The following is a 2734-nucleotide window of genomic DNA, read 5'->3' on the forward strand; positions in this document are numbered from 1 at the left end:
AAATCATTCTGAATACTCATTGGTAGGAGCACCTCAAGGAAGCGATGCTAATCCAACTGGTACTAATCATCCTGAACCTTCTTTCCTACAAGGAGCACAGGGAGTTTCTACAAATCCAACTGAACCTAGCAATCATTCTTCAAACCAAGATAATGGATTTGAAGAAACACTTGTTATTAAATACTCTGAAAGTCCTGAGCAACAAAATTTTGCTCCAAATCCTATTAAAAATATAATTCAAGGAGCACAAGGAGCTTCCACAAATCCTCCTACCACTAGCAACAATCCTGAACCTTCATTATTGCAAGGAGCACAAGCAGCACAGGGGACTTCCACAAATTCTTCTTCATCCAAGCAATCCTTAGCTAAAAAAATCAAAAACTTTTTTAGAAAAAATAAAGGCTCTTATGATGTTAAAGATTTAAATTCTGATGCTAATGGTGATGTCCAAACCACATCTTATAAGCCTCATAGTGAATCTAATGACACTCCACCTCCTCTCCCTCCTAAATCAGATTTTGTACTTTCTGAACAACAAGCTTTAGCTAAACATCAAAATGATTTACATAAATTTGCAGATATGGGAGAAGAAGTACCTCCTAGGGTTCCTATGGAGAGAGAAATCAAATCATCTGAAGGAGATGTGAAGGATTTACAAGATTTTATTGAGCGAGGTGTGTTTGAAGCTCAGACATTAAGCTTATCTCAAAGTACCGATATGCTTCATTCTTTAGTAAAAAATCCAATTTTTGAACAAAATCTTCAAACAGAAGGTCTGAAAGGTGATTTTGTTGATCTACTTTCAGAAGTTGGCGATCATATTCCTTACAAACCAGAATCTCAAGATTATATAAGTCTTAAAGATGGTATTTTTGAATCCGTAAAAAATAAAATAATGAATAATCCTAAAATAGAAAACTATATCAGAAATTTTGATCCTTCAAATCAAGATCATTATAAGGGATTAGTCAAAGAAGTTATCGCTCATTATTCTGATGCATTAAAGGAACAAGGTTTAAATATTACAAAGACACGCCTTGTTTTTTCAAACAAATCTGACCACGTTTTTTATAGGCCATTTACTCATAATATTCATATTCCTACACCTGAGAGATACGTAAAATTGTATTTTAAGAATGAAAATCCCACTCCACAAGAAGTGGGCTTACATGTCCTAAATTCAGCAGTTCATGAGATGACTCACAAACAACAACATTTTTTTGTTAATAATATTGATAATCCTCTATTCACGCAAAATACCAAAGACTATATCTCTATTGTTGGTTTGAATTATAAATACTATGCTGACTACAGAACAGATGGTTATGATTTAGGTACTCATCAGATCGTGGAAGCAGAAGCTATTGGTCAAGGTCAGGAGATGGCGAAAATATTTAAAACCAATCTTATGGATCGTCCTTCATCTGATTTTGCAGGGGCATCACAGGCTTCAAGTACTGAACAAACAAATACAAAGCCATTCCTTGAGAGATTACGAAATGTATTTGCTAAAAAAAGTCCTCAATCAGAACTTCCAGTTCAGAATTCTGAATCTTCTACACTACAAGGAGTACAGGGCACTGATACAAATTCAACTGGTACTAGTGAGAATGTTGATCCTTTATATGAAATGATACCTGAACCAGGACATCCAGTTCTTGGCACTAGCAACAATCCTGAACCTTCATTATTACAAGGAGCACAGGGAGTTTCTACAAATCCAATTGGTACTAGTGAGAATTTTGATCCTTCTGCACTATATGCAAAGGTATCAAAACCAAAAAAACCAACTGATGCAAATCACTCTGAATATTCTTTATTACAGGCACCTCAGGAAAATCCAGCTAGCAATCATTCTGAATATTCTTTATTAGGAGCACCTCAGGAAAATCCAGCTAGTAACAATCCTGATATTTCTGCACTATATGCAAAGGTGATAAAACCAAAAAAACCAACTGATGCAAATCATTCTGAATACTCATTATTAGGAGCACCTCAAGGAAGCGATGCTAATCCAACTGGTACTAATCATCCTGAACCTTCTTTCCTGCAAGGAGCACAGGGAGTTTCTACAAATCCAACTGAACCTAGCAATCATTCTGAATACTCATTGGTAGGAGCACCTCAGGAAAATCCAGCTAGTAACAATCCTGACCCTTCTGCACTATATGCAAAGGTATCAAAACCAAAAAAACCAACTGATGGTAATCACTCTGAATACTCATTATTAGGAGCACCTCAAGGAACTGATGCTAATCCAACTGGTACTAATCATCCTGAACCTTCTTTCCTACATGGATTTAAAGAAACACTTGTTATTAAATACTCTGAAAGTCCTGAGCAACAAAATTTTGCTCCAAATCCTATTAAAAATATAATTCAAGGAGCACAAGGAGCTTCCACAAATCCTCCTAGCACTAGCAACAATCCTGAACCTTCATTATTGCAAGGAGCACAAGCAGCACAGGGGACTTCCACAAATTCTTCTTCATCCAAGCAATCCTTAGCTAAAAAAATCAAAAACTTTTTTAGAAAAAATAAAGGCTCTTATGATGTTAAAGATTTAAATTCTGATGCTAATGGTGATGTCCAAACCACATCTTATAAGCCTCATAGTGAATCTAATGACACTCCACCTCCTCTCCCTCCTAAGTCAGATTTTGTACTTTCTGAACAACAAGCTTTAGCTAAACATCAAAATGATTTACATAAATTTGCAGATATGGGAGAAGAA

Annotated in this window: 1 protein-coding gene; it reads left to right on the plus strand. The window is 35.7% G+C overall.

Translation table 11 applies throughout. The annotated features are described in order from the left end of the window. The coding region (locus tag BKH42_RS09610; protein WP_180674040.1) for a hypothetical protein at positions 1-2734 on the plus strand (2734 nt) is incomplete at both ends.

The organism is Helicobacter sp. 13S00482-2 (assembly GCF_002272795.1).
Classification (GTDB): Bacteria; Campylobacterota; Campylobacteria; order Campylobacterales; family Helicobacteraceae; genus Helicobacter_J.